This is a genomic window from Commensalibacter papalotli (ex Botero et al. 2024) (genome assembly GCF_947179115.1).
GTDB classification, from domain to species: Bacteria; Pseudomonadota; Alphaproteobacteria; order Acetobacterales; family Acetobacteraceae; genus Commensalibacter; species Commensalibacter papalotli.
This window is the reverse complement of sequence record NZ_CAMXCI010000002.1, coordinates 195,755-217,940: the sequence shown is the minus strand read 5'-3', so window position 1 is coordinate 217,940 and position 22,186 is coordinate 195,755. Positions and strand designations below refer to the sequence as shown.

Genomic DNA, 22,186 nt, shown 5'->3' with positions numbered 1-22,186 from the left:
TTTATTGATTAAATAATCCTTTGATATTGCTGCATATAATCTTGCTATTTTAATATAATTACCGTTCAAATTACATTAATACTAATACACAATATTGATAAAAATATATCCCCAATAAGATTAAGTGTCTGAATGGCTTGCTGGTTACATATTTACTCTATCAAAGTACTCAATTACTATTTTTTCTGGAACATGAACCCCAGAGAAAAAAGTATTTTATCATGGCTTTTTTCTACAGTTATATTTCTTACCTTAATAAAATATTAGTTCGTTTTATCAAGTAATCACCAAGATATAATAAAAGGCATATTTATAAAAATAATGCCTTTTATTAAAAATATTTTATTTTAGTTTTTACTAGGATGATCCTTTGCAAAAGGTTCCCCTTGAGGGGGATAAGCCGTATCCCAACTTGGAGGGTTAGGCAAAGAAACTGGATGATCTTTTAATTCTTTAAGTAAATAATTAACCGCTGTTTCAAGCTGACGATCTTTCCCCTCCTGTAACTCACCAGGCGTATTTTCGACTTCGATATCAGGCTCTACGCCATGATTTTCAATAATCCATTCAGAATTTAAACCATACAAACTTTCCTCTGGAATGGTAATATACCCACCATCGCGTAAAGGCCAATATCCACGAATACCGCGAACACCGCCCCATGTGCGCTTACCAATCACTTTTCCCAATCCATATTTGCGGAAATAATAAGGAAAAATATCCCCATCAGATGCAGAATATTGATTGATTAACGTAACTTTTGGACCATGAATCAACTGTTGAGGCAAGGTTGCTTGCATATTTTCACGATTAGTCGTCATTCCAACTAATATTCTACGCAATCTTTCCAGCAATATTTGATCAATGAAGCCACCACCATTCCAACGATCATCAATAATAACGGCTTCTTTATCCAACTGAGAATAGAATTGGCGAATAAATTGCTGCATTCCCAGCTCTTCCATATCAGAAAGATAAATATAAGCAATTTTACCCCCAGATAAACGATCAACTAACTCGCGATTATGCTCTACCCATGCTCTTTCTTTTAAAGAAAGTTCATTTTTAAGCGTATTGACTTCAACTGTTTTGACTTTACCTGAGTCTTTATCCTCGAAAGAAAGCTGTACAGGATTAGAAACCCCGACAAAGAATTGATATGGATTTACACTTCCTTTGACCTCTTGCCCATTCACAGACAATAAATAATCGCCCTCATGAATATTCAAACCTGGTTCTGTCAACGGACTGCGATATTGTTTACGACTGTTATCCCCTTGATAGATTTTCGCCAGTGCAAAGCGCTCTTTTTGTGCATCATACGCAAAATCAACACCTAATAGAGCCGTGGGAACAGCTTTAACTGGATCTTGTTGATCACCACCACCAACATAAGTATGTGAATTACCAATCTCACCAACCATTTGCCCGATAATATAATTTACATCAGCACGAGAGCCAGCCAAAGGAATCAACGCTGCGTATTTATCATGAACTGCTTGCCAATCTTGACCATTCATTTTAGGATTTACAAATAAATCCCGTTGCAGACGCCAAGCATTTTCAAACATTTCCTTCCATTCTTTAGATGGCTCTATACGCATGCGCATAGAGCTAACATCCAAAGTTTTATCATCTGCATGTTTTTCTTTGGCATCAGCAATAATCCAAGAGTCTTTTTGATTATATAAAACCTTCTTTCCATCATAGGAAAGGCTATAATTATCAATGCCTTTTTCAATGACTGTATCTTTGCGTTCTTTTAAATCATAGACGTGTAACTCAGGCTTCTCACCAGAAAATTCCCCTGACATGGTTTGAGGAGGAGACAATAAATAATAAATTTTGTCTCCAACAGCCTGCATATCGGTAATTTCTCCACCCGTCATTGGCACAGGCGCAATTCGATCTTCAAATCCCTTCGTCTCAATTTTTATCGATAAAACTGCATCTTTTTTATTATCATTACCAGCTTGCTCTTTGGTCTCTTTAACAATTTGTCCTTCATCTGAACGTGCCGCAAAAGGTGAAGGTGTTTCTAAGCTCAATGTAGCAATGTAAATCCCAGCACTTTTTACAGTTAACGCATTCATTTCATTATCTGCAAAAACGGTATTTTCATAACGATTAGAAACAAAATATAAATATTTACCATCCGAGGAAAACACAGGTAAATAATCATTATTTTGACCCAAAGTTAGTCGAGAAGGCATCTTTTTTTCAATATTATACACCCACAATGCACGTTGTTGATTGAGTTGTGTTAGGCTATAAACCACCCATTTTCCATCAGGGGAAAAATTAAAATCATGAATTTCAGCATTACGGTCAACAGCAATTTTCTTTAAATCACTACCATCATTATTAACCAGCCATAAATTATGGTTACCATCAGAAAAAGCTAGTTTTGTACCATCAGGAGAAAAACGAGGCGCATAATAATACCCTGTTTTAAAATCAGTTAAGATTTTTTCTTCACCCCCAACAGATGGACGAATAGCAATATTTTGCTCACCATTTTTATCCGTTGTATAAGCAATCCATTGCCCATCAGGAGACCATACTGGATGATCCGCATCAACATCACTGGAATAAATTAAATTACGAATAGCCCCGTGCTCAACTGGAACCGTAAATATGTTTCCTCGAGCAGCAAAAGCAGCACGTTTCCCATTTGGAGAGATTGAGTAGTCGGGTTGTTGTGCAGCATCAATTTTGCGAATGGAGTCACTTACATCCACAAACCGTGGCATTGTGCGGGTGCCATCATCTGGTACTTTGACTGCAACCGTATGAAGTTGTTCTGAAGGTAAATCCAACACATAGAGCTTACCCCCTTGTTGGAAAACAATCCCATTATCCCCAAGCGATGGAAAATCGATATCATAATCGGTAAAATGCGTAACTTGCTTCTGTTGGCCTGTTGCTTTGTCATAGACCCACAGATTTAAACGACGATTTGAATCTCTGTCAGATAAGAAATAGATCTTATTTTGATACCACATTGGGATGGTATCCGTACCTTTCCAATGGGTAATTTGATCTAATTTTTTTGTATCAAAATTATACGTATAGACATCTTGAGCCAAGCCACCATCATAACGTTTCCAAGTGCGGAAATCACGATAAATACGGGTATAAGCAATATCTTTACCAGAAGGGCCATAACTTATAAAGCCAGAGCGATCCAATGGTAATTGCTTTGGTAAACCGCCATCAATTGAAACCGTAAAAGGCAAGCTCATCCAGCTGTTCCACGCATTACGGCGTGATAAAAATACTATTTCTTTGGAATCGGGTGTCCAGGTAACAACCATATTATCAGGTCCCCAACGTTCTGGGGCTGAAGCAACTACATCAGAGTGATAAGTTAATCTTTTTACTGCTCCACCAGCAGCAGGGATCAAGTAAACATCACGGTTTCCTTGATAACTGGCTGTAAAAGCCAACCATTTTCCATCAGGAGAAAAGCGAGGCATCAAATCCTCACCTGTATCTGCAGTTAACCGACGTGCAACACCTCCAGCTTTAGGAACCTCCCAGACATTACCACGCGCAACAAAAGCAATCTTATCCCCATGTAAGGTTGGATAACGCATTAAGGCTTGTTCTTTTACGGGCTCTTTTACAGCCTCTTGTGCTGTTTTACTTTCTTCCTCTGCCAATACAGGCATAAAGATCATACCATAACCAATAGCTCCAACTTGTGCGAGCATGGTACTTAATAATAATGTTTTCCATCGACTGATCCGAACCATTGGTATGTCTTTCTCCCTAAACTAAAATTATTTATAACTTTATTAAATAAAATGCTTATTTACAAAGCAAATATACTTCAATTTTAAATATACAGATTTATATTAAAATGAATCTTATATAGTAATATGATTTTTACGTAGTATTGCTTTAAATTGCTTAAAAAATTTCTCACCTTTTGATACATGAATACGCCGAATATTTATAATCTTCCCCTGTAAACTACGTAAATCTTCTACTGAAAAAGAGGCTGGATGCTTATCAAAACGATGCAATGTTGCCCTAATAATATCACGTTCTTTTTCTGGGATTGTTGGTTTAGAACCGTTGATATTTAACCCCATAATATTCATTTGTTTATTATTTGTTAATACCGCGTGCTTAGAGCGTTTTATACGTAACCCATTAGCAGACAACATACCAATCAAATGTGAAATAACCCATGTTTTATCTTCTCTACTAATCACATTGGGAGATGATATCGTCATATCATCAACATATCGACTATAAACAAACCCTTTTTTGTGTAATTCATTAACTAGCCATTGCTCATTTCGCCATAATGAAAGATTCGCTAGATAAGAGCTTGTTGGAACACCCTGATATATTCTCCCTTGTTTTATTTCCTCTTGATCTATCTCACCATGATATAATTTTGTATCTTTAGTCGTTAATTGAGTTAACATCTGAGAAACTGGATCAGAAAATTTGAAGAAATTCTTCCAAATACCATATACATGTTGTGCTGTAATATGATCAAAAAACGAAGATATATCCTCTGTAATAACATTTTTCAAACCACTATGAATCTGCGCATTTGAAATATAATCGCTTCCTGAAACAGAGCCTGTTAAATATTCAGGAAAATAAACATTTTTAAAAAAGACTTTGTTAATTGACTTTAACAAGGATTTTAACGGATCAACTGTATCAATAATACAGCGCTGCCCACCATTTTTTTTATCAATAAAATATGGGGGTTTGTAATAAGCCTGCACATTATTTGCAATTTCTAATAAATCGTCTTGATTAATCTTTAATGCCAAACATAATGAAGAAAGATTTTGAATTCTATTTTCTTTTGTATAAGCAAGATATTGCATAGAATTAACTGCCTAAAACATCCAATACAGATTTTTGTAATTCAAATACGAGCTCTGGGCTTAACGTAGAAACCTCACCTTTTTCAGCAGCCAGCATCAATAAAACGACTACAGGTACCCCTAATGTTTCTGATATTTTTTCAATCGCTTCCATAGAAGGCTTACGCTTGCCATTTTCAATCATTGAAATATATGATTTTGAAAGACCTGATTCATTAGAAAGTGCCTCAATAGAAAGATTTTTAGCAGCTCTACATAATTTTATCGCATGAGCTACATTCATAATAAAATCCAATCAAATTAAAAGTTAGAATAGGGTGAGCAACTTTTAAACAAGCTCACTCTTGAGTATTGAAACATGGGATTACCTTAAAAATGATGATGAAACATATCCAACAACTCTTTGAAAACTGGTAAAGCAGATAATAGTCTTGCTAATAGTTTCAAATAAGCTACTTTAAGCTCTTGTTTCCTCCTTTCATTTTTCTCATCACTCTCTAGTAACAATCCCTGTATTTCAATTTCAAAAGCCAATCTTGTTTGGGCATCAAAAGAACCACCATGTTCCTCAAGCAAACGTTGTAATACTTGCACCGCTTGCTTTGGTTTATTAAAACTCATTTAGAGTCTCCTTTTGTACATGAGGGGAATAATTATATTCCCTTCTAATCAGGCAACATTGCCATGTCCCAAAACAATTAAGCCGCAAAGAATTCTGTGATGCCCAGTTACCCACCTTACATCTAGAAAAGTTTTACTATTACATGTCCCACATAAATGTTGTTACCCGTTAAAATACATAATTACTTTATACAAGCATATTGCGTTGTAAGGTAATCATTACCAAAATAAGCTAGGTAAAACCTTATATAGTTTGTAAAATCTGGCAGAACCAGCGCCCGAAAGGCACAAATCAAGCTTAATTTTAAAGATCTATTCGTTTTAATAATTCAAAGAACAAAGTAGATGGGTGAAACACCCACTCGTGAGATTAGATGTAACACATTAACACAACCAATTCAATATAAAACTCACAAATAGTGAACTTTTTTGCATGTAATATTGATAAACAATCAATCAAAAGACGATTTCTCTTGTCATGTTTCAAGATTTTTTTGTAATAGATAAACCTATATATAGATTATAACCAAAGGAATCTCTGTCATGACTGATACTCTTCCAGATCGCCTTTCTGCTGATCCCAGCAGCCCTTATTATAACGAAGAACTCCTTAACCGTGGAGTTGGTATTCGTTTTAAGGGTGTTGAAAAAGATAATATCTTAGAATATTGCATCAGCGAACAATGGGTCAAAGTGACCGTTGGCAATACCACAAAACGAGATGGCACACCTATGACCATGAAATTAAACGGTCCCGTTGAAGCTTACGTCAAAGAAAAAACAGACGAAGAAAAGTAATTTTAAAAGCATTATATCAAAAGTATAATGCTTTTTATTTGCCTATAAATTACGTGCAAATAAGCTAGTGACTAATCCCATACATGTATGAAATAAAGCAGCATCATAACGTGGGCCTTCATCACGTAAAAAGGCATGCTGGGCATTGAATTCATGCCACTCATAAGAAGCTTCTGCTTTGTACAAAGCTTGTTGAATTTGAAGTCTACCTTCAAAAGGAACATGTGGATCTTGTCTGCCAAAAACAAACATAGTTTCCCCTTTTAATTCTGACAAACGATGAATAGTATCATCTTTTTTTCCTTGACCAAGTGTTGAATCATGCACGTTTGTTGCATAGAAACACGCTGCCGCCAACACGTTTGGATGTAATGCTGCGCGCAATGCCAAGTGTCCACCTAAACAAACTCCCATTGTACCAACTTTGCCATTGCAATGTTCATAAGTTTTAGCCCATTCTATCACCGTATATGCATCCGAATCATAGGCTGAAATTGGCTTTTCAAATTTTAAGCAATTTCCTCGGTCTGTGCCCTCTTTGTCATATTCAAACACTGTCCCTAAAGGCTCATATTCATGATAAACTTCTGGTACAATCACAATATATCCTTGCCCAGCTATATAAGATGCCAGCCTACGAATAGGTTGTGTAACTTGATAAATCTCGGAATAAAAAATAACACTAGAATATTTTCCCTCTGCAACAGGACGAAAAATATGACAACGCATTAATCCTGTTGGGGTTTTTAAATCAATCGTTTCATCTGTTTTAATAATCATCTATTTACCTTCAACAACAAGTCACAAATTTATAGTTTTTATTTAGCCCAACGCGCAATAATCAAAGATTGATTTTGTGCATCTTTTAATCGCAAGATTTTTCCATGAATCGAATAAGATTTAATAGATTTTAAATAACTAAAAAAAAGCTTATCTTGTGCATTCACATCATCAGAAAGGCATGTTTCATGTGTTGTAATCACATCTTTAATGGTAACAACATTATTTTTATTTTCAAACTTTGCCATAAACTTATTACATAATCCACGCCCTGTCACTTTGTGCGTATATGGATTAAAAGAAATAGCAACATAATTCTTTTCCCCTTGATAGGTTTGAATTGTTTTTGTCTGATTATGCAATTTCTCTATACGCCAAACTGATTCATTAAAAGGGGCAGATCCTTCAGACGGTTGAGCAAAGACTTCTTCACCGCCTAAGAGCATTATCATTATAAAAAAACAGGCTGCTATATTCCTTAGCATATTTAACCAATCCTATTAAAAATATAAATTATAGTGTCATATTATGATCAATCGATAAAGATATCTCTGATAAAAACATTACATACTCAACCTACAATAATTATGACTAAAAATATTTATTATATTTGTTTGCTTTGATTTTAATCATACGATGCAATTTTTTTGGAAGATTATTTATATAATTGGTTTGTTAGTTAATTAATTACCATAATCACTATGGTCAAAATATAAGATTAAACAGAGAAGACCTTTATACTTATTACCGCAAAGAATAAACCGTCATCATTCCCAAGATGGTTAATGCAACAGAGCATACAACATGGGTCACAATTTCTGTTCCAGCCCAAAAAAAACGTCCTTGTTGCAAAGACATCGCAATTTCAGCAGAAAAAGTAGAAAATGTAGAAAGTCCGCCCAAAAATCCTGTAATAATAAATAATCGCCATGGAGCCAAAGCGGGTATCAATAAAAACACCGCCATAGAAACGCCAATTAGATATCCTGCAATACAATTGGCCGCAAATGTTCCCAAAGGCATATAAGGAAATAAAGCGTTAAGCGATAATCCCAACCACCAACGCAGCAAACATCCCAAAGCCCCACCAATACTGATCATGATAACTGAATTAAACATATGCCTATCCTTATAAAATAATCTGCCAGATAGGTACAGACCTACGCATCCGTACAAAACCGGCCCCGCGTAGATATCATCATCCGCATAAAGCGGCGGTTTACAAGGAGGATATCATCTCCTATTTCATTAATATTATTAAGTAATCCAATCAAAAAAAACTGTCAAAAGATTTTTCCATTGTACCTTAAAATATTAAAAACCGCATTTAATTATATAAGGCCGAACTCATACTAAATTCGGCCTTATTAAAATAATCTATTTGTTTGCTACAAATTAATTATTATCACCAGATGTAACAGGAACAAAAAGACTTTGTCCGCCACGAACAATACGCAATAAAACATTTGTGTCTTTTTTCAAAACACTGGCAATTGTATCTGTAGCTGCACTGGGGTTATCAACAGGATGATTATCCACCGAAACAATCACATCCCCTGTTTGTAATCCTGCACGATCAGCAGGAGAGTTACTTTTAATCCCACTTATTACAACCCCTTTTACTGTTTCTTCAACCCCAATTTGTTGTCTGATATCAGGGGTTAAAGGAGACAAAGCAACCCCAATATTACTGGGCTTTTTAACGATTTCTTTATTATCTTGCTTGTCATCATTTAAATTAGCAACTTTAATGGTGATGTCTTTTTTAACACCATCACGTAAAACAACCAGTTTAATTGTGGTTCCTGGTATGATACTTGCTACTCGAACTGCTAATTCACGAGGGTCTTTAACATCTTTACCATCCAAACTTAACACCACATCCCCAACATTCAGCCCTCCTTTTTCAGCAGGGCTATCTGGAGAAATTGATGCAATCAAGGCGCCTTGTGGCGCTTTATCATGATCAACAGCAGGCAGTTTTAATGCCTTAATCATAGAAGAAGTTACCGATTGTGCTGCGACACCGATATAACCACGGGTCACATGACCATTTTTCTCTAGTTGGCCGATAATGCTCTTAACTGTATTCGATGGAATGGCAAATCCAATTCCAATAGACCCCCCTGATGGGGATAAAATTGCGGTATTCACACCAATCACTTTACCATCCTGAGAGAATAAAGGTCCTCCAGAGTTTCCTCGATTAATCGGTGCGTCAATTTGAATAAAAGAATCGTAAGGACCATCACCAATATCTCTTCCACGTGCAGATACAATTCCCGCCGTTACCGTTCCCCCAAGACCATATGGATCACCCACAGCAACGACCCATTCCCCTGCCTCGACACCATTAGAATCGCCAAGTTGTATAAATGAAAACGGTTTATCTGATTTAATTTTTAATAATGCCAAATCTGTTTTTGGATCAAGGCCGATAATTTTTGCCTGATATTTTGAACCATCTTCAAGGGAAACTGTAATGATTTTTGCCCCTTTAACAACATGATTATTAGTAACTACATACCCATCAGGGGAAATAATAAACCCAGACCCTCGAGCCTCTATAATTTGTTTAGGCATTTGCTGAGGAAACATAGGAAAGGGAAAAGGCGATGAAAACCCACCACTACCACCTGGAAAGTTTCCTCCATCAGGAAAACCACTAATCATTTGATCCTCGCCACCAGCGGTCATCTTTGACGTAATAGATACCACCGCAGGTCTGACCTGTTTAACCAAATTCACAAAATTAGGAAGATTTTGTGTCGATGTAACAGGTTTGATCGCCCCAGCATGTTCATTTAACAAATCAGCAGCACGAGCAGAATTCACATTCACCATAGAAATAGAGCTGCCAACTAATAATGAGGCTAAAAGTCCTTGCTTTATATATGGAGTTACCTGAGAAAAAGCTTTAACCAATTTGTTTTTATCTAAAATATTAATCATTCAACACCTATTTTTTAAATTCATTTAAATGAATACAGACTTAATATGATTGATAATTATGGCAAAAATTAACAAAATATTTATCGAAGAGATTGAAAAAAAAATCTAAGTAACTTTTGACTTTCTTGCTCTCTTACCCCAGCAATAATTTCTGGACAATGCAACGTTTGTCGATGGGAAAATAAACAAGCCCCATGATCTATTCCACCACCCTTAGGGTCATAAGCTCCAAATACTATACGCTCCACCCGATAATGCATCGCGGCGGCTGCACACATTGGACAAGGCTCTAAATTTACAACCAACGTATACCCAACCAGGCGTTTTTTATTGAGAATTGCACATGCTTCTTTAAGCGCCAACATTTCTGCGTGCGCTGTAGGATCTTGTAATTGCTCTACCTGATTAAAAGCTTGGGAAATGATTTGTCTATCTGATGACAGAACTAAAGCCCCTACTGGAACTTCCCCTTTGTTAAAAGCTTTATTAGCTAGCTTTAACGCTTGATCCATTCTCCAATAAGAAGATATGCTTTGCAATGACCTATCACCTTATAATAATTAAAGAAAAATTTATTTTTCCTGTTTAGACTAAACGCTCAATATTCATATCTTGAATTATCATTAAAAAGCCTTTTTTTAATCTGTGTATAAACATAAACCAAACCTATAACACTTTTAAAATGATCTACTTAGGAAACTTAATATGTATTGTTGCCATTACGTCTTCTAGTTACATTACACGGATAAACATTCTAACTCTGCAAGAATTTTGTTGCCACGAAAAACAGGAAAAGAGAAATCAATGACTATGTTTATAATTACCCCTGACCCCACACATTCTTTATTAAACAGATAAAGAGACTTTGACAAACAGGTTACTTATTCTTAAAGAAGATATTATAACTCCTAATAACAACATAGATTAATTATATTGACGACATTTCTTTCTCCGCCTTTGATTGGCATTACCCTTGATGTATTAAACGGTTCAGAGCATGAATATTCTGCATATCCATGGATGGCTCTGCGTAAAAATTATACAACCATTACCATTGAGGCAGGCGGTATTCCGATAGGTCTTCCCCCTTTAAACCCTAAAAATATAGATTTTATACTTGAAAAACTGGATGGATTAATCATCAGTGGAGGAAATTTTGATATTTCTCCACATCTTTATGGCGCCCAAAATATTCATAAAAATGTAAAACTCAATAAAGTACGTACAGAATTCGAACTCGCCCTTGTAAAAGCCGCCTGGGGGAAAAATATACCTGTCTTAGGTATTTGTGGTGGGGCACAATTAATGGCTGTATTTTTAGGTGGAGAACTTTATCAACATCTTCCTGATGATATGCCTGATGCACTCCCTCATGAACAACAATTACCCCCTCATCAAGGAAGTCACTCTGTCTTAATTCAACCTGATACTTTTTTATCCACATTAAGCCCAAGAAAAAGCTGGGCTGTTAATTCCTCTCATCATCAAGGAATTAAATCCGCAGGAAGAGGGATAGTCAGTGCCATTGCCGAAGATAATCTGATTGAAGCTATCGAAGATCCTTCACGATCCTTCTTTGTTGGTGTACAATGGCATCCCGAATTCGGAATTGAATATCCTGATCGTAAAATTTTCTCTGCTTTAATTGCCAAGGCGAAACTCTATGCACAACCCCAATAATGATTCTGTTTCTGATTCTCCAAACAAAGGGGAGCGTATCGCTAAATGGCTAGCCAGAGCAGGTGTGGCATCTCGCCGAGAAGCAGAAGTCATGATCGAAGAAGGTAAAATCTCTTTAAATAATGAAACCGTAACAAAACCTGCGACCTTTGTACAAGAACAAGATATTATTCGCGTTGATGGACAAGTTATCTCTCCTCCAGACCGTACACGTTTATGGCGTTATCATAAACCTGTTGGGTTAATCACCACGCACAAAGATCCTGAAGGACGTAAAACAGTTTTTGAGGCTTTACCAGAAACCATGCCACGTGTGATCAGCGTGGGCCGTTTGGATTTAAATAGTGAAGGCCTATTATTACTAACCAATGATGGTGCTTTAGCCAGAAAACTAGAAATGCCCACCAGCCAATGGATCAGACGTTATCGAGTAAGGGTCTTTGGCACGATTAATCATGATGATTTTAATAAGCTGAAAAAAGGAATTACGGTTGAAGGGATCCATTATGCCCCGATTGATGTCAAAGTTGATTCGCACAAAGGCAATAATACTTGGTTAACAGTCTCCCTTCAAGAAGGGCGTAACCGTGAAATCAGACGAGTAATGCAGCATATTAACCTGCAAGTAAATCGATTGATTAGAATTGCCTATGGCCCATTTCAACTAGGAACTTTAGCCAAAGGTGGCCTTGACGAAGTGACTTTAAAAGTTATCAAAGAGCAAATTGGACTTGCCTCTATTGAACCTCGAAAAAAGTAAATTTTGAGATGCGCATCATTGCAGGAAATTATAAAGGCACCACTTTATTTACACCTATAGGTAAAGAAACACGGCCAACTTCAGATCGTGCGCGACAAACATTGTTTGATATATTAATGCATGCGCCTTGGGCAGGAAAAAAATTTATGGAAAATGCAATTATTCTCGATGCATTTGCTGGCACAGGTGCTTTGGGGTTGGAAGCCATTTCCCGAGGTGCACAAAAAGCATATTTTTTTGAAAAAAATGTACAAACTAGACAAACCTTAGAAAAAAACATTCAACTTTGCCGTGCAAATTCTGTAAGCATCCTATATAAGGATGTCTTAACACCTCCATTAAGCCCCTGTTCATGTAATTTGCTTTTTCTTGATCCCCCTTACCATCAGGAATTAATTCCTATTGCATTGAAAAAACTGCAACAACAAAAATGGATCTTGCCAGATGCATTGATTATTACAGAGACAGCCATTAATGAGGAACTACCTATAAATCAATCATTTGATATGATAAACGAGCGAAAAATAGGTGCTGCATATTTAAAATTTTGGAAACAAAACAATATAATAGAGTAAATTTGATTGTCTCTATCCGTTACGAACCCTTTATCATCATACTAACAAATGGATAATCATAGTGATCGGCCATAATAAAACAGAAAAAATTATTTCTTCTGAATTACAATCTGCATTTGGAAAACGAATCGTGCAGCTAAGTGGTTGGATTCTGTGGGTTTTTGCATTTTTGTTAACCTTGGCATTAATCAGTTATAATCCATCTGATCCCTCTTTTAATACCTCCTCGACACAGCCTCCTACTAATTTGTTGGGGTATATTGGGGCACATTTGTCCGATATGTTGATTCAATGGGTTGGAATAGCCAGTTTTTTCCCCGTTATTGTTTTTATGGCATGGGGATGGCGAATTATTAGGCACCAGCATTTGCAAGGTTTTGTCTTGCGAATTATCACAACATTATTTGCGTTACCTGCCTGTGCTGCGGTTATTGCTGCTATTCCGTTATTTGTTTCCAACGATTTTTCTCCACAATGGCCCAGTGAATCAGGAATTGGTGGCTCTGTAGGATTTGTTATTGCACAAACCTCTTTTACCGCAGCTTCTGACGCTTTGGGGCTTTCTGGTAAAATCCTTATTTGGACGCTTGGAATTATTCTTTGTTTGTTACTCGTTCCTTTATCGATGGGATTATCAAAACAAGAATGGTATCGCATTCTCAGATTCTTTAAACGCACGTTTGGAATTATTACTTATTTAATCTTTAAACGAAAAAAAGCAGCACCAGAATCAGACCAATATACGAATAGTACCTATTCTTCTCCTGTTCGCTCTTACGACAAGTCACCATTTAAATCTGATCCAAAAACAGCATCTGAACAAGAATATACACCACGTTCATATCAAGAATCTATTAGGACAACGACACAAAATCCCTATCCTGCAACTGCGCAAAGGAAACAAGAGGCAAGCTCTTTAGCGCCAGATAATACCCCTATTTTTGATCCTCAAAATCCTCAAGATAAAAACATTAAAAATACTGCATATGCTCCGACGCCACCAGCACAGCTTGCATCCCCTCCTGCTATGCCAGTTACTCATCAAGAGTATAACGAGGATAGCTCTGTATTTGAAGAAACAGAAGCAATTAATCCCCCTAAGGCAAAAGGGATTTTTTCACTGTTTCATAAACCAATTAAAGAGCGCTTAACCCCCATTAAAGAGCATATTGTTAACGAACATATTACACCCATCAAAGAAACTTTACAGGCAGCCGATCCTTATAAACAAGAAGAACAATACCCTAGTGAAAACTCTTGGGCATTTCCTCCTGTCTCTTTACTGAGGAAAAATCCAGAAGGAAATAATAACCGACCTAGCGAACAAATGTTGCAAGCAAATGCCCGTATGTTGGAAAATATTTTAGATGATTATGGGGTCAAGGGTACTATTGGTGAAATTCTATGTGGGCCCGTTGTTACCTTGTATGAATTAGAACCCGCACCAGGTATCCGCTCTGCCAGAGTGGTCGGATTATCTGATGATATTGCGCGTTCTTTATCGGTTATCTCTGTGCGTATTGCTACTGTTCCTGGGCGCAATATTATTGGTATTGAAGTGCCAAACAATACAAGAGAAATGGTTTATTTCTCTGAAATGTTAACCACAGAAACTTGGCACCGACATACAGCAAGACTTTGTCTTGCTTTGGGTAAAAACATTTTTGGTGAACCTATTTATACAAACCTTGCCAAGATGCCACATCTTCTGATTGCTGGAACAACAGGATCTGGAAAGTCTGTTGGGGTCAACTCAATGATCCTGTCCTTACTTTACCGTTTATCTCCTGATGAATGCCGTTTGATCTTGATTGACCCAAAGATGCTGGAGCTTTCTGTTTACGAAGGGATCCCCCACCTTTTAACACCAGTTGTCACAGATCCTCACAAAGCATTATCTGCACTTAAATGGGCCGTCAGGGAAATGGAACGCCGTTACCGCCTTATGTCTCAACTAGGCGTTCGAAATATTGATGGTTTTAATCAACGGATTACCAATGCACGCAATCAAAGCAAAACTATGACCCGCAGGGTACAAACAGGATTTGATACAGAAACTGGCCGTCCAACGTTTGAAGAACAACAAATTCCTTTGGAACATTTCCCATATATTGTCGTTATTATTGATGAAATGGCTGATTTAATGATGGTGGCGGGTAAAGAAATCGAAGTGGCTGTTCAGCGTCTAGCTCAAATGGCGCGTGCAGCTGGAATTCACGTTATTATGGCAACCCAACGCCCTTCTGTTGATGTGATTACAGGAACGATTAAAGCCAATTTCCCAACCCGTATTTCTTTTCAAGTGATTAGTAAATTCGACAGCCGAACCATTCTTGGAGAACAAGGTGCTGAACAATTATTAGGTCAGGGCGATATGTTGTTCATGCAAGCTGGTGGTCGCATTCAACGCGTTCATGGCCCATTTGTTTCAGACGATGAAGTTGATAAAGTGGTTCAACATTTACGCAGCCAAGGAGAGCCTATTTATGTAGAGGATGTAACCGCAGAGCCTGCAGAAGAAAATAATAACTCTGGTGGACGTTCTGGTAATAATAGTGATGAACTTTATAATCAAGCCATTGCTCTAGTTGTCAAAGAAGGCAAAGCATCAACCTCTTTTATTCAACGCCATTTATCTATTGGTTATAATCGTGCCGCCAAGATTATCGAACAAATGGAAAAAGAACGTATTGTCAGCCCCGCAAATCATGTTGGCAAAAGAGAAATTTTGGCCAATAGAGCTTCAGACGATTAACCATGACAGAGCTTCCCTTTCCCATTATATTTCAAAATAACCATTTTATTATTATCAACAAACCTGCTGGGATGCCTGTTTATAGCAACAGACACTCTGAACAACAGTCTGTTGAGGATTATTTTCCCCTTCTTTCTAAACGCAAAGAAGGGCCTTGGTTAGTACATAGATTAGATCAAGATACTGCTGGATGCTTGGTCATTGCTTTACGCAAGCAAGCTTTGATCAACGCACAAGCCTGTTTTGAAAATAAAAATGTTACTAAAATCTATTGGGCAATCGTACAAGGAAAGCCTAATGAGAATTCTGGATTAGTTAAACTACCACTTGCAAAAGTTACTAAAAACAAAAAATGGTCTATGCAGCACGATCCCAAAGGGCAATCAGCTTTAACAAAATGGAAAATACTAGGGACAAATGGAATCATTACTTGTCTTGAATTACAACTTTTAACGGGCAGAACTCACCAAGCAAGAGCTCATTGTGCATTATTAGGAAATCCAATTATTGGGGATCGTATTTATAATCCTGTTAGTAATAAAAATGAATTTTTACAACTCTTTAGTAGGGAAATAAATCTCCCTCTATCCCCTCCCCTATTCGCTCAAGCTGAACCGCCAGCACATATGTTAGACTTTTTAAAAAAGTGCCACTTATAAAAAAACCCTGAATATTTCAGGGCTTTTTATTATAACTATTAAAACACCTTAAGCACTCAACAATGTTTTTACAACTTTTGCAACACTATCCTGCCATGTAGGCAAACGTATGTTAAATGTTTGATATAATTTATCTGTATTTAACCGTGAATCTTGAGGACGCTTTGCAGGAGTTGGCCAGTCTTCTGTCTTAATAGCAGTCACTTCTGGCATTTTTTGACCATATAGAGAAGCTTGTTGTAAAGCCTCAACAGCCAATCCGTGCCAAGTTGTATCTCCAGTTCCAACAGCATGGTAAATACCATTCCACTGAGAATTCCATCCTTCTTTTAAATAACGATCCGCAATTTGCATAATTGCACATGCCAAATCATCTGAACAAGTTGGGTTTCCATATTGATCACCAACGACTTTTAATGCCGGATTTTTAGCGCCTGCATTAAGCATTGTGCGAACAAAGTTTTTACCGTGTGCAGAATACACCCAAGCCGTTCTTAGAATAACAGCGTTTGGTTGTGCTGCTAAAATCGCTTGTTCACCCTCAGCTTTACTGGCCCCATAAACAGTTTCAGGAGAAACAGGATCAGTTTCAACATAAGGAGAGCCTTTATCACCAGCAAAAACATAATCTGTAGATACATGAATAAAAGGAACATTGTTAACCGCACACAATTTAGCCAGCTGTGCAGGGCCATCACGATTAACCAAATAAGTATCTTCTTGTTGTGTTTCAGCGGCATCGACAGCGGTCCAAGCCGCCGTATTAATAATCAAATCAGGCTTCTCGCCCGCAAAAGCAGCTTTTAACGTGTCAACATTCGTAAAATCCAACTCTGGACGTCCAAGAAACGTCAATCGATCATCTTTTAAATTTAGAAAAGAAGTTGCTAACTGACCGTCTTTTCCACCAATAACCAGAATAGTCATTTATTTTTACCTCTTATGGATATGAAAACCAGCCTTTTGCTTCGGAAAAACCAGGGTTTTGTGCATCTTTTTCCGATAAAATAGCCTCTTCTTTTTTAATTGGCCAATCTATTGCCAAATCCTTACAATCCCAACGTACTGCACGTTCACTGGCTTTATTAAATAAGCCCGTGCATTTATATTGTACCATCACATTATCCGTTAAAGTACAAAAGCCATGTAAAAATCCTGGTGGAACCCAAAGCTGTGACCAATTATCTGCAGAAAGCTCAGCTCCAACCCATTGTCCATAAGTTGGTGATCCCGTGCGTGCATCAATCGCAACATCCCAGATTGAACCTTGGGTACAACGAACTAATTTACCTTGTGCATAAGGCGCCAACTGACAATGTAAACCTCGGACCACACCTCTTTGCGTAGAAAGACTTTGATTATCTTGAACAAAAGGAAGATGAATACCAGCTTCTTTTAAACGTTCTGCATTATAAGTTTCAGAAAAAAAACCACGATTATCCTGAAAACGAGGTGGAGTAATCAATGCAACTTCAGGAATAGCTAAAAATTCTATTTTCATTATTAATTTCCTTAACCCTCTTGAGGTTCATTAGACAATTCAAATAACATCCGACCTAATTCAGTCTTTTGAACACGTTTAGCCAATGTACGCAATTGATTGGCATCTATAAAACCACGACGATATGCTACTTCTTCAGGTGAGCCAACTAACATTCCTTGACGAGATTGAATTGTTTGTACAAAGGTCCCCGCTTGCATCAAACTATCAGGCATTCCAGCATCTAACCAAGCACAACCACGCCCTAAAAGTTCAACGCGTAACTCTTCATTATCTAGATACATTTTATTTAAATCTGTGATTTCATACTCTCCACGAGGAGATAGCTTTACCTCTTTTGCGTATTGAGTAACTTTTGAATCATAAAAATATAACCCTGTTACGGCCCAATTAGAAGGTGGATCAATCGGCTTTTCAATAATTTGCTGCGCTTTCCCATCTTCATCAAAAGAAACAACACCGTATCTTTCTGGATCACGAACCTGATAGGCAAAAACAGTCGCACCATTTTGTCGTTGTGCAGCTTGTTGTAATAAAACACTTAAATGATCAGCAAAAATTAAATTATCACCTAGAACCAAAGCGCAAGGGGCCCCATCCAACCAACCCTCACCCAAAACAAATGCTTGTGCTAATCCATCTGGTTTCGGTTGAATACAATATTCAAAACTGACTCCCCAATCAGAACCATCACCTAACAATCTTTTAAATTGAGGGATGTCTTGTGGTGTCGAAATAATCATAATATCCCGAATACCTGCTAACATTAACGTAGATAAAGAATAGTAAATCATCGGTTTGTCATAAACAGGTAATAACTGTTTACTTGATGCCAAAGTTAATGGATGTAAACGCGTTCCAGAACCTCCTGCGAGTACAATTCCTTTCATTGGTTTTGCTTGCATCTTGATTTCCTTATTTTGTTCCTAGGCGTTGACCACTATATCGTTTATCACGAATAGATTGCCACCAATCTTGATTATTTAAATACCATTGAACAGTTTTGCGAATACCTGTCTCAAAGTTATGTTGTGCTTTCCAATTCAACGTTTTTTCCGCATGAGAAGGATCAATTTCATATCGGAAATCATGGCCAGGGCGATCCCCAACAAATTTAATTAACCGTTCATATTTCCCTTTTGAATCAGGTTTTAACTCATCCAAAATAGAGCAAATCGCCTTCACAACATCTAAATTGGTTCGGGGTTGTCTTGCACCAATGGCATAGGTTTCACCTGGTTCACCAATTTCAACAGCTTTCACCAATGCTTCGGCATGATCTTCGACAAATAACCAGTCACGTATATTATCGCCCTTACCATAAACAGGTAATTCTTTGCCTTCTAGGGCATTAATAATAATCAAAGGAACTAATTTTTCAGGAAAATGCCAAATCCCATAATTATTCGTCGTATTGGTTACAAAAGTCGGCAATCCATATGTATGGAACCAAGCGCGTACTAAATGATCAGAAGCCGCTTTTGATGCTGAATATGGACTACGAGGATCATAAGGTGTTGTTTCTGTAAATGGAGGGTCATTAAGTTCAAGATGGCCAAATACTTCATCTGTTGAAATATGATGAAAACGAAAATTCTTTTTTTGATCTTCGGACAAATCTTTCCAATATTCATAAGCAACGTTTAATAAGGTATAAGTACCAACAACGTTCGTCTCTACGAAAATACCAGGCCCATCAATGGAACGATCCACATGTGATTCAGCAGCTAAATGCATAATTGCATCAGGCTTATATTGTTCGAATACTTTTTTTAATGCTGCTGCATCTGTAATATTTATCTGACAAAAATGATATCGCTCATCCTTTTCAATTTCTGCTACTGTTTCTGGAGAGGCTGAGTAAGTTAACACATCAACATTCACAACAGAATGTTGAGTATTATGAATTAAATGACGAACAACAGCAGAACCAATAAAACCACATCCGCCCGTAACAAGAATTTGCATAATAGGATACACCTTTAAAAAACTTTAAAGTTAAAACTTTCTTCTTTTGTAAACGTCTATATATATAATATCAAGCTATTTACCTTCTAATATAAGAGGTAATAACGTATATTTAATGACTGTGTTATTATAATCTAGTTTATTCATATAGAATCTTAAAATGACAAAAAATATTTATCAATTTCTTGATAATCCTGCTCTGATACAAAGCTCAACACGCTTTTGGTTTATCCGCCATGCCATTGTTAATCAAACAGATAGAAATTATCTTTATGGCTCTATGGATGTCCCTCTTTGTCCTGACCATATCAAACAACAACAACATATTTATCATCACTTGGCAAAAAGATTACCTCAAACCAAATCTTGGATTACTTCGTCTCTTTCTAGAACCCAAGATACAGCTCGTTTAATCCAAAATGCTGGATATGGTCATCATCCCTTTCAAATTGATAATTCCTTTTTGGAACAAGATTTAGGAGAGTGGCAAGGACTAACACATGGTATCGCAAGCAAATATTGTCAATATCCGTCACATCCTTTTTGGCCTTTTTGCGCCAAAGAACGCCCACCTCATGGGGAAAATATGTATGATGTAATTCACCGTGTTGGTCCACGATTGAAACAGCTTGCCGATATTAATCAAGGGCAGGATATTATTATTGTCTCCCATGGTGGTGCTATCCGAGCCGCAATTGCTTATAGTTTAAGAATACCTCTTGATTCCGCTTTATCACTATCTATTTTAAACCTTTCTATAACCATCCTAGAGAAAAATAAAGATAATTGGCGTGCATTAACCATTAACGAATATCCAACAACTTGATACGATTTGTTCTCTTGGTAAAAATTACATTGGTCAATTCAATAATTTAAGGTTACTAAATCTTAAATTATCTTATATGAAGTGAATATTATTAACGATTTGGGAAACTATCGTGTCTGATACAACTATTCCCTCAAATAGAGGTAGTTTAAGGCGTTCAGGGCGTAATCTGCTTAAATTACTTAGTGGAAAAGCCATCAATGCGCCTTTAGGCCTTTTACAAATTTCTTTAACCATTCATCTTTTAGGGGATAAAGGATACGGTTTTCTTATTCTGATACATTCATTTTCTCAGACTATAGGTGATCTCGCAGAGTTTCAATCTTGGCAAACCGTTTTACACTATGGCCTTAAACCATACGAAAATAAAAATATACCCTTGGTACAACGTGTCTTAAGATTTTCCTTTCTTTTAGATATTTGTAGTGCAATTTTTGCTTTTATCGTTGGCATTCTGTGTGCTGTTTACTTTAGCTCTTATCTGGGGTGGCCGCCAGAATGGCGCTATTTAGGGATTTTTTACAGTTTTAGCGTTATCTTTACAACCAGTGCCACTTCTAATGGTATTTTAAGATTGCTTAATCGATATGATTTAATTGCTATCCAAGGAACGGTCTCAACCTCTACTCGACTTTTAGGAATTTTATGTTTAATCCTAGTTGGAGGCGGCCTTACAGGTGCTGTTGGAATATGGATGTTAGCTTCTATTGTCAGCTTTTCATCGTTTTTAACTTTTGCTTTGTATCAATTACATCGCCACGGCTTACTCAAAGGGTTTCTAAATGGTATTCATGAAGGCCTTACCAAAGACTTGCCTGGCATATGGAAATTTGCATGGAATACAAATTTAAATATGACTTTTTCTTTGGCTTTCAAACAAATTACCACCCTGGTTATTGGGGGAACACTGGGGCCTATTGCTGCTGGATATTATAATATTGCCAATAAAATAGCAGAAGCAATGGCCAAACCTATTGTCTTATTACAATCGACTTTATATCCAGAAATGGTGCGCTCTTGGCAGAGTAACAAACCCTCCCATCTCTACAAAATGGCCTTACAAATTACCTTGCTTACAGGCGTATTTACAAGCATATTACTTTTAATTTTACCCTATATTGCTGTTCCAATTATGCATATCTTGTTGCATAAAGACCCAACACCTGAAACATTAACTTTGTTATATTGGCTTGCAGGTGCAGAACTTGTTTTAATTTGGGGAATGTCTCTTGAACCTATTTTAATCACAACAGGAAATACTAGTGGTGCCATTTATGCCAGAGGTATAGATGTTTTAATTTTCTTACCAATGTTATTATTATCTATTCAATGGTGGGGAATGACAGGTGTTGGTCCTGCAACAGTAATCGCTGCTTTTATCCTGATTTTCTTCCAAGCTTTCTTTATTCTATTAGCTCGCAAAAAGAAAAAATTACAACGACCTTAAACTTG

General features: G+C 37.0%; 21 protein-coding genes and 1 riboswitch. Of the genes, 8 read left to right on the top strand and 13 right to left on the bottom strand.

Going from position 1 to position 22,186, the window contains the following annotated elements; translation table 11 throughout:
• Positions 1-347: 347 nt before the first annotated feature.
• The 4 genes from QMN76_RS06255 to QMN76_RS06240 form a co-directional block, all read right to left on the bottom strand.
• Positions 348-3,758 carry a S41 family peptidase gene (locus QMN76_RS06255; protein WP_282024051.1) on the bottom strand — a complete coding sequence of 1,137 codons (3,411 nt, stop codon included), beginning with the start codon at positions 3,756-3,758 and terminating at the stop codon, positions 348-350.
• A 114-nt stretch (positions 3,759-3,872) separates the two neighbouring features.
• Positions 3,873-4,859 (bottom strand): reverse transcriptase family protein, encoded by a 987-nt coding sequence (locus tag QMN76_RS06250; protein ID WP_282024052.1) that lies wholly within the window; start codon positions 4,857-4,859, stop codon positions 3,873-3,875.
• A 4-nt stretch (positions 4,860-4,863) separates the two neighbouring features.
• Positions 4,864-5,142, bottom strand: coding sequence for a helix-turn-helix domain-containing protein (locus QMN76_RS06245; RefSeq protein ID WP_282024054.1), 279 nt, complete (start codon positions 5,140-5,142; stop codon positions 4,864-4,866).
• An 86-nt stretch (positions 5,143-5,228) separates the two neighbouring features.
• Entirely contained in the window at positions 5,229-5,480 is a 252-nt protein-coding gene (locus QMN76_RS06240) for a hypothetical protein (RefSeq protein WP_282024056.1), read from the bottom strand.
• Between the two features lie 543 nt (positions 5,481-6,023).
• Between QMN76_RS06240 and QMN76_RS06235 the strand changes: the two genes are divergently transcribed.
• Complete coding sequence (locus tag QMN76_RS06235; protein WP_282024058.1) at positions 6,024-6,278, top strand: DUF3297 family protein; 255 nt, start codon at positions 6,024-6,026, stop codon at positions 6,276-6,278.
• Positions 6,279-6,320: 42 nt separating this feature from the next.
• Here the strand turns inward: QMN76_RS06235 and QMN76_RS06230 are convergent, their stop codons facing one another.
• The 5 genes from QMN76_RS06230 to QMN76_RS06210 all read right to left on the bottom strand — a co-directional run bounded on the left by QMN76_RS06230 (position 6,321) and on the right by QMN76_RS06210 (position 10,522).
• On the bottom strand, positions 6,321-7,058 hold the full coding sequence (locus QMN76_RS06230; RefSeq protein ID WP_282024060.1) for a dienelactone hydrolase family protein: 738 nt from the start codon (positions 7,056-7,058) through the stop codon (positions 6,321-6,323).
• A gap of 38 nt (positions 7,059-7,096) precedes the next feature.
• Positions 7,097-7,543 carry an META domain-containing protein gene (locus QMN76_RS06225; RefSeq protein WP_084051566.1) on the bottom strand — a complete coding sequence of 149 codons (447 nt, stop codon included), beginning with the start codon at positions 7,541-7,543 and terminating at the stop codon, positions 7,097-7,099.
• 259 nt (positions 7,544-7,802) lie between these two features.
• Positions 7,803-8,177, bottom strand: a complete 375-nt coding sequence (gene crcB, locus QMN76_RS06220; RefSeq protein ID WP_034339579.1) for a fluoride efflux transporter CrcB — start codon at positions 8,175-8,177, stop codon at positions 7,803-7,805.
• A 63-nt stretch (positions 8,178-8,240) separates the two neighbouring features.
• Positions 8,241-8,308: riboswitch (Fluoride riboswitch) on the bottom strand.
• Between the two features lie 145 nt (positions 8,309-8,453).
• A complete protein-coding gene (locus tag QMN76_RS06215) occupies positions 8,454-10,010 on the bottom strand; it encodes a Do family serine endopeptidase (protein WP_282024064.1) in 1,557 nt (518 codons plus the stop codon).
• An 80-nt stretch (positions 10,011-10,090) separates the two neighbouring features.
• A complete protein-coding gene (locus QMN76_RS06210; protein ID WP_282024383.1) occupies positions 10,091-10,522 on the bottom strand; it encodes a nucleoside deaminase in 432 nt (143 codons plus the stop codon).
• A gap of 421 nt (positions 10,523-10,943) precedes the next feature.
• Between QMN76_RS06210 and QMN76_RS06205 the strand changes: the two genes are divergently transcribed.
• The 5 genes from QMN76_RS06205 (at position 10,944) to QMN76_RS06185 (ending at position 16,439) form a co-directional block, all read left to right on the top strand.
• Positions 10,944-11,690 carry a gamma-glutamyl-gamma-aminobutyrate hydrolase family protein gene (locus QMN76_RS06205; protein WP_034339584.1) on the top strand — a complete coding sequence of 249 codons (747 nt, stop codon included), beginning with the start codon at positions 10,944-10,946 and terminating at the stop codon, positions 11,688-11,690.
• Complete coding sequence (locus QMN76_RS06200; protein WP_282024066.1) at positions 11,674-12,450, top strand: pseudouridine synthase; 777 nt, start codon at positions 11,674-11,676, stop codon at positions 12,448-12,450. Before QMN76_RS06205 ends, QMN76_RS06200 begins: the two co-directional genes overlap by 17 nt.
• 8 nt (positions 12,451-12,458) lie before the next feature.
• Positions 12,459-13,025, top strand: a complete 567-nt coding sequence (gene rsmD, locus QMN76_RS06195) for a 16S rRNA (guanine(966)-N(2))-methyltransferase RsmD (RefSeq protein WP_034339590.1) — start codon at positions 12,459-12,461, stop codon at positions 13,023-13,025.
• 61 nt (positions 13,026-13,086) lie between these two features.
• A complete protein-coding gene (locus tag QMN76_RS06190) occupies positions 13,087-15,780 on the top strand; it encodes a DNA translocase FtsK (RefSeq protein WP_084051567.1) in 2,694 nt (897 codons plus the stop codon).
• 2 nt (positions 15,781-15,782) lie between these two features.
• Positions 15,783-16,439 (top strand): RluA family pseudouridine synthase, encoded by a 657-nt coding sequence (locus QMN76_RS06185; RefSeq protein WP_282024069.1) that lies wholly within the window; start codon positions 15,783-15,785, stop codon positions 16,437-16,439.
• A gap of 48 nt (positions 16,440-16,487) precedes the next feature.
• Here the strand turns inward: QMN76_RS06185 and rfbD are convergent, their stop codons facing one another.
• Genes rfbD through rfbB form a run of 4 tightly spaced genes read right to left on the bottom strand, consistent with a single transcriptional unit; the run spans position 16,488 to position 19,908 of the window.
• On the bottom strand, positions 16,488-17,366 hold the full coding sequence (gene rfbD, locus QMN76_RS06180) for a dTDP-4-dehydrorhamnose reductase (RefSeq protein ID WP_034339597.1): 879 nt from the start codon (positions 17,364-17,366) through the stop codon (positions 16,488-16,490).
• 13 nt (positions 17,367-17,379) lie between these two features.
• On the bottom strand, positions 17,380-17,940 hold the full coding sequence (rfbC, locus tag QMN76_RS06175) for a dTDP-4-dehydrorhamnose 3,5-epimerase (RefSeq protein WP_282024073.1): 561 nt from the start codon (positions 17,938-17,940) through the stop codon (positions 17,380-17,382).
• 11 nt (positions 17,941-17,951) lie between these two features.
• A complete protein-coding gene (gene rfbA, locus QMN76_RS06170; protein WP_282024075.1) occupies positions 17,952-18,845 on the bottom strand; it encodes a glucose-1-phosphate thymidylyltransferase RfbA in 894 nt (297 codons plus the stop codon).
• A 10-nt stretch (positions 18,846-18,855) separates the two neighbouring features.
• Complete coding sequence (gene rfbB / locus QMN76_RS06165) at positions 18,856-19,908, bottom strand: dTDP-glucose 4,6-dehydratase (protein ID WP_282024076.1); 1,053 nt, start codon at positions 19,906-19,908, stop codon at positions 18,856-18,858.
• Positions 19,909-20,068: 160 nt separating this feature from the next.
• Between rfbB and QMN76_RS06160 the strand changes: the two genes are divergently transcribed.
• Together QMN76_RS06160 and QMN76_RS06155 are read left to right on the top strand one after the other, a co-directional pair.
• Positions 20,069-20,734, top strand: a complete 666-nt coding sequence (locus tag QMN76_RS06160; protein ID WP_282024078.1) for a histidine phosphatase family protein — start codon at positions 20,069-20,071, stop codon at positions 20,732-20,734.
• Between the two features lie 112 nt (positions 20,735-20,846).
• On the top strand, positions 20,847-22,181 hold the full coding sequence (locus QMN76_RS06155) for a lipopolysaccharide biosynthesis protein (RefSeq protein WP_282024080.1): 1,335 nt from the start codon (positions 20,847-20,849) through the stop codon (positions 22,179-22,181).
• The last annotated feature ends 5 nt before the right edge of the window (positions 22,182-22,186 follow it).